Annotated in this window: 6 protein-coding genes; 2 read left to right on the top strand and 4 right to left on the bottom strand. The window is 65.1% G+C overall.

The genetic code is table 11. From position 1 onward, the window contains the following. Nucleotides 1-355: 355 nt before the first annotated feature. Both groL and groES read right to left on the bottom strand, forming a co-directional pair. Nucleotides 356-1,966 (bottom strand): chaperonin GroEL, encoded by a 1,611-nt coding sequence (gene groL, locus M8J71_RS13220; RefSeq protein ID WP_256248322.1) that lies wholly within the window; start codon nucleotides 1,964-1,966, stop codon nucleotides 356-358. 77 nt (nucleotides 1,967-2,043) lie between these two features. After that, complete coding sequence (gene groES, locus M8J71_RS13215) at nucleotides 2,044-2,340, bottom strand: co-chaperone GroES (protein ID WP_050054380.1); 297 nt, start codon at nucleotides 2,338-2,340, stop codon at nucleotides 2,044-2,046. 224 nt (nucleotides 2,341-2,564) lie between these two features. Here groES and M8J71_RS13210 point away from each other — a divergent pair, with 224 nt between their 5' ends. Next, nucleotides 2,565-3,500: a DMT family transporter gene (locus tag M8J71_RS13210; protein ID WP_256248321.1), complete on the top strand. Its 936-nt coding sequence runs from the start codon at nucleotides 2,565-2,567 to the stop codon at nucleotides 3,498-3,500. Here M8J71_RS13210 and M8J71_RS13205 read toward each other — a convergent pair. Next, complete coding sequence (locus tag M8J71_RS13205) at nucleotides 3,425-3,802, bottom strand: hypothetical protein (RefSeq protein ID WP_256248320.1); 378 nt, start codon at nucleotides 3,800-3,802, stop codon at nucleotides 3,425-3,427. The two genes, M8J71_RS13210 and M8J71_RS13205, sit on opposite strands and share 76 nt — an antisense overlap. Before the next feature lie 53 nt (nucleotides 3,803-3,855). Between M8J71_RS13205 and M8J71_RS13200 the strand changes: the two genes are divergently transcribed. Next, complete coding sequence (locus M8J71_RS13200; RefSeq protein ID WP_256248318.1) at nucleotides 3,856-5,103, top strand: class I SAM-dependent methyltransferase; 1,248 nt, start codon at nucleotides 3,856-3,858, stop codon at nucleotides 5,101-5,103. A 5-nt stretch (nucleotides 5,104-5,108) separates the two neighbouring features. On the opposite strand, the gene M8J71_RS13195 is transcribed toward M8J71_RS13200, so the two are convergent. After that, nucleotides 5,109-5,939, bottom strand: coding sequence for a shikimate 5-dehydrogenase (locus M8J71_RS13195; RefSeq protein WP_256248317.1), 831 nt, complete (start codon nucleotides 5,937-5,939; stop codon nucleotides 5,109-5,111). Nucleotides 5,940-6,107: the final 168 nt, after the last annotated feature.

Genomic DNA, 6,107 nt, shown 5'->3' with positions numbered 1-6,107 from the left:
GTGATGGAGGGTTGCCCGATTGGCTGCAGGACGTGATGGAGGGTTGCCCGATTGGCTGCAGGACGTGATGGAGGGTTGCCCGATTGGCTGCAGGACGTGATGGAGGGTTGCCCGATTGGCTGCAGGAGGTGATGGAGGGGTGCCCGATTGGCTGCAGGACGTGATGGAGGGTTGCCCGATTGGCTGCAGGAGGTGATGGAGGGGTGCCCGATTGGCTGCAGGACGTGATGGAGCGTCCGGCGGCACCAAAAAACCGGCCCAGCGATGCTGGACCGGTTTTTTGTGACTACAGGGCTGGGCCCGCGCCGGCGAGGGACCCGAGTCGAGCGAAGCGGGACTCGGGAGCCGGTGGGGACTAGTGGCTGTGGCCTGCGTGCTCGTCTTCCTCGGCAGGCTTCTCCACAACAAGGGTCTCGGTGGTGAGAACCAGAGCTGCGATGGAGGCTGCGTTGCGGAGGGCTGCGCGGGTGACCTTGACGGGGTCGATAACGCCGGCGCCGATCAGGTCCTCGTACTCGCCCGTCTTGGCGTTGAAGCCGTTGTTGGTCTCGAGCTCGGCAACCTTGGCGGTGATGACGTAGCCGTCGAAACCGGCGTTCTGGGCAATCCAGCGCAGTGGCTGGACCAGCGCGCGGCGGACAATGCCCACGGCAGCGGCGGCGTCGCCTTCGAGAGCCTTGACAGCCGGGTCCTCATCCAATGCCTTGAGGGCGTGGATCAGGGCGGAGCCGCCGCCGGCTACGATGCCTTCTTCGAGGGCAGCGCGGGTGGAGGAAACAGCGTCCTCGATGCGGTGCTTCTTTTCCTTCAGCTCAACCTCGGTGGCGGCGCCGACTTTGATGACGCCGATGCCGCCGGCCAGCTTGGCGAGGCGCTCCTGGAGCTTTTCGCGGTCCCAGTCGGAGTCGGTGCGGGTCAGCTCGGCACGGAGCTGGGCAACGCGTGCTGCCACGTCTTCTGCCGAACCGGCGCCGTCAACGATGGTGGTGTTGTCCTTGGTGACCGTGATGCGGCGGGCGGTACCCAGCACCTCAAGGCCAACGGTGTCCAGGCTAAGGCCCAGTTCCGGGGAGACAACCTGCGCACCGGTGAGGGTGGCGATGTCCTGCAGCATGGCCTTGCGGCGGTCACCGAAGCCCGGAGCCTTGACGGCAACTACGTTCAGGGTGCCCCGGATGCGGTTGACGATCAGCGTGGACAGGGCCTCGCCGTCAACGTCCTCAGCGATGATGAACAGCGGCTTGGAGCTCTGCAGCGCCTTTTCCAGCAGCGGCAGGAATTCCTGCACGGAGGAGATCTTGCCCTGGTTGATCAGGATGAGGGCGTCCTCGAGGACGGCTTCCTGGCGCTCTGCGTCGGTGACGAAGTACGGGGACAGGTAGCCCTTGTCGAACTGCATGCCCTCGGTGAGGACCAGTTCGGTCTGCGTGGTGGAGGACTCTTCGATGGTGATCACACCATCCTTGCCAACCTTGCCAAATGCCTCGGCGAGGAGCTCACCGATTTCTTCGCTTTGGGCGGAGATTGCGGCAACGCTGGCCACCTGGGTGCCTTCGACGGGGCGGGCGTTCTCCAGCAGGCGGGCGGCAACGGCTTCAACGGAAACCTCGATGCCGCGCTTGATCTGGCCGGGAGCGGCACCTGCCGCTACGTTGCGCAGGCCTTCCTTAACCAAAGCCTGGGCCAGAACCGTTGCCGTGGTGGTGCCGTCGCCGGCAACATCGTTGGTCTTGGTGGCGACTTCCTTGGCCAGCTGGGCGCCAAGGTTCTCGTACGGGTCGTCCAGCTCAACTTCACGGGCGATGGTGACGCCGTCGTTCGTGATGGTGGGAGCGCCCCACTTCTTGTCCAGGACGACGTTGCGGCCGCGTGGGCCGAGCGTCACCTTGACGGTGTTGGCGAGCTTATCAATGCCGGCTTCAAGAGACCGGCGGGCAGCGTCGTTAAACGCAAGCTGCTTTGCCATGGTTTTGTCCTTTCAAGACAGAACCCCGCGCAGCTGACCAGCAGAACGCATGACCAGCGGCACGGGGATCCGGGGAGTTACTTTACGACGATCGCCAGGACGTCGCGGGCGGACAGTACGAGGTACTCGGTGCCGCTGTGCTTGACTTCGGTTCCGCCGTACTTGGAGTAGATAACAACGTCGCCCTCGGCAACGTCGAGCGGGACGCGGTTGCCGTTGTCGTCAAAGCGGCCGGGGCCTACTGCAACAACTTCGCCTTCCTGGGGCTTCTCCTGCGCGGAGTCCGGGATAACCAGGCCGGAAGCCGTGGTCTGCTCGGCTTCGAGCGGGCGGACAACAATACGATCCTCAAGAGGCTTAATAGAGACCGACACTCGGACCTCTCCTTTTCGTCAGCAAATTCGTGGACTGGAAAGCTTTCCGCCCTGGCTGGCAAACCGTCGTCGCGGTGCCGGCAGCAGCCTGGCTGGCAGCTCTTCATGTGTTAGCACCCTCCTAGGGAGAGTGCTAATGAAGACTCTATGTAAGGGTTAGCACTCGGTCAAGGCGAGTGCCAGCATTTCGTCATCCGCGAACCCTCCGCATGTACATTTGAGCGGTGCGAGCTGCCGTATACCTGATCCTTGCCAACCTTTTCTGGGCCGGAAATTTTGTGGTTGGCCAAGCTGCCATGAAAACCATGGAGCCACTCCAGCTGACGTTTTGGCGATGGGTGCTGGCCGCCGTGCCGCTGCTGGTGCTGGCCCACGCCGTGGAGCGGCCGGATTGGCGTGCTGTCCTGCGCCGCTGGCCGGTCCTGCTGCTCCTGAGTTCCCTGGGCATGAGCGGCTACACCCTGTTGCTCTACAGCGCCCTGCAGCACACGTCTGCCCTGAACGCCTCCCTGGTGACCGCCGCGAACCCGGCACTGATCATGGTGCTGGCCGTGGTCCTGCTCCTGGACAGGCCGCGCCCGCTGAGCTGGGTGGGGATCGGCCTGGGCCTGTTGGGCGTCCTGCTGGTGCTCACCGGCGGCGAACTGCAGCGCCTGCTGACATTTTCCATCAACAGGGGCGAGCTGCTGATCCTTGGGGCCATCACCGTTTGGGGCCTTTACACGATCATCGCCCGCAGGCTGAGCATCCCCGCCATCACGTCCACAGCGGTGCAGGTGGCGATGGCGGCCGTGGTCCTGAGCCCGCTCGCCCTCGTGGCCGGTGCCGGCCTGCCGGGGACCCCTTCGGAGGGCTGGTCCCTGGCGTTCATCGCACTGTTTCCCTCGCTGGGCTCCTACCTGCTCTGGAACCTTGCCCTCAAGCGGACCACCGCTGCGAACGCCGGCAACTACCTGAACCTCATTGCCGTGTTCACCGCGGTCATCACTGTCGCCCTGGGTCAGCCCATCTCGGTGCCGCAGGTGCTAGGCGGCGTTCTGGTCATTTCAGGAGTGCTGCTCACCAGTGCGGGCGGCAAAGCGCCTCAGCGTCCCAGGTCGTCGAAGTCGACGTCCTCCCCGCCTTCGCCCTCGCCGGCGGCCGAGTTCCGCCCCCGGTAAAGCACCACCGCTGCCCCTGCCGCCGTCAGCAGGGCAGCAACCAGGACGGCGATGCTGCCGGCACGGGCGCCGTCGTAAAGCCCGCGGATGTCCCGCGCTTCCTGGGTGTCGCCCGCGATGTCGTCACCGCCCACAGAGTAGACAGTGGCATTGAACGTATCGAGGAAAAAGATCACCACCAGGAGCCCGATGCACACCACGGCCACCAGGGATCCGGCGATCAGTGCCGGCCGCGCGAATCGGGCGGGGCCCCTGTCCCTGGCTGGTTCTCCGGACTGCTGGGGGCCTGCGCTCTCTTCCATGCTTTCAACACTATCCGCATCCCGCTGGACGCTCCTCCACTAGGCTGGAACGCATGTCTCACGCTCCCCAGGACCAGATCGCGCCGCTGCTTACCCCCGAGGGATGGGACCTTTTGGCGTCTTTGGGCCCCTACCAGGAGGACACGTCATTCGAACTGAACTCGGCCCTGCGCAAGGCCGGGCACTCCCCCGCGCTGGTCTCCGCCGTCCTGACCCAGTCCAGGCTCCGGACCAGGGCCGAGGCAAAGTTCGGTGAGTTCGCCCGGAGCATGCTGTTCACCCAGGCCGGCCTGGAGCAGGCAACCAGGCTCAACGTGGCCGCCCGGCACGCCAAGCGGTTCGCGGAGGCGGGAATCAAGCACGTGGCGGACCTGGGCTGCGGCCTCGCTGCCGATTCCCTGGCGCTGGCTTCGATGGACATTAGCGTGACCGCGGTGGAAATGGACGAGACCACCGCCGCCTGCGCCACGGTGAACCTCATCCCCTTCCCCAACGCCACCGTGGTCCATGCAGATGCCACCGCCGTTCCGCTGGACGGGATCGACGGCGTCTGGCTGGATCCTGCGCGGCGGGTCACCTCCACCTCCGGAACCAAGCGCATCTGGGACCCGGAAGCCTTCTCGCCGCCGCTGTCCTTTGTTCAGTCCCTGGCGGCATCCGGCCGCGCGGTCGGTGTCAAAATGGGGCCCGGGATGCCGCATGATTCCGTGCCGGCGGACTGCGAAGCCCAGTGGGTTTCAGTGTCCGGGGACGTCACCGAAGTGGCGCTGTGGTTCAACGCCGTGCGGCGTCCCGGAGTCCGCCGGGCAGCGCTCGTCCTGGGGCCTGAGGGTGCGGCTGAACTGACCAGTGGCGAGGATTTCGGCGCAGGACCCGCAGCCCAGGTGGGACCGGTGGAGGGCTACCTGTACGAGCCGGACGGTGCGGTGATCCGCGCGGGGCTGGTGGCCGACGTCGCGCTGCAACTGGGCGGGCACCTGGTGGATGAACACATCGCCTATATCTGCGCGCCGCAGTTGGTGGACATTCCCTTCGCGCGGGCCTATAGGGTCCTGGACGTCATGCCCTACAACGTCAAGGCGCTCAAGGCATGGGTGAAGGCTGAGGGCATCGGAGTTCTGGACATCAAGAAGCGCGGCACCGCCGTGACCCCGGAGGAACTCCGCAAACAGCTTCTCCCAGGAGGGAAAAACGCAGCCGGCAAAAACGCAGGCAGCAAGAAGGGCGGCAACAAAACAGCCACCCTGGTCCTGACCCGCATCGGGGAGGACCGGGTGGCCATCGTGGTGGAGCCGGCCTAAGAGCGTTACTGGGCGCGCATGAACTCCTCCGCCGCACGGACCTGCTCTGCGGTGGGCCGAACGCCGGTGTACAGCACAAACTGCTCCAGTGCCTGGATGGTGGCCACCTCCGCTCCGGTGATCACCGGCTTCCCAGCGGCCCGCGCCGCCTTGATCAGCGGAGTTTCGGCGGGCAGGGCAACGACGTCGAAAACTACACGGGCGGCGTCGATGGTTTCCTGCGGGAAGGCCAGGCTGTCCGCTTCGGCGCCCCCTGCCATACTGCCTGCCATACCAATAGGGGTCACGTTGATGATCAGGTCCGCCGTCCCGCCGTCGAGCGCTGCACGCCACTGGAAGCCGTACTGCTCCGCGAGCGCCCGCCCCGTGGTCTCGTTGCGGGCGAGGACAGTGACATCAGTGAACCCGGCGTCCCGGAGCGCAGCGACCGTGGCCTTGGCCATGCCGCCCGCACCCTGGACCAGGACCGAGTAGGTGGTGGGTACGGAATTGGAGGCCAGCAGCTGTTCGATCGCCGTGTAGTCCGTGTTGTACGCCTTGAGATGCCCGTCGGTATTCACGATGGTGTTCACCGAATCGATGGCTTTGGCGGAGGGGTCCATCTCATCCACGAGGGCAATCACGTCCTCCTTGTACGGCATGGAGATGGCGCACCCGCGGATGCCCAACCCCCGGACTCCGGCGATGGCCTGCTCCAGGTTGGTGGGCGCGAACGCCTTGTAGATCCAGTTCAGGTCCAGCTGCTCGTACAGGTGGTTGTGGAAGCGGGTCCCGTTGTTGCTGGGACGGGCCGAGAGCGAGATGCAGAGGGTCATGTCTTTATTCAGAATGGGCACCTGACCATTAAACCCACACTCCCCCAACTGGGTAGCGCTAAGTGACCCTTCTATAGTTCGTCAAGCCGTGGAGGGGTCCGTCTTTGTCGCGTTGAGGGTTCGGTAGATCTGGCGGGCGAGGTAGCGTTTGATGCACCGCCGGATTTCCCTTTTGGTCCGTCCTTCGGC

Origin of the sequence: Pseudarthrobacter sp. R1 (assembly GCF_024494415.1) — a bacterium.
GTDB lineage: Bacteria > Actinomycetota > Actinomycetes > Actinomycetales > Micrococcaceae > Arthrobacter.
This window is presented reverse-complemented; position numbering and strand designations above follow the sequence as displayed.

Coding starts and splice junctions, on each gene's coding strand:
- M8J71_RS13200 (WP_256248318.1), top strand. CDS start 3,856: ATGTCTCACGCTCCCCAGGACCAGATCGCGCCGCTGCTTACCCCCGAG.
- groL (WP_256248322.1), bottom strand. CDS start 1,966: ATGGCAAAGCAGCTTGCGTTTAACGACGCTGCCCGCCGGTCTCTTGAA.
- M8J71_RS13205 (WP_256248320.1), bottom strand. CDS start 3,802: ATGGAAGAGAGCGCAGGCCCCCAGCAGTCCGGAGAACCAGCCAGGGAC.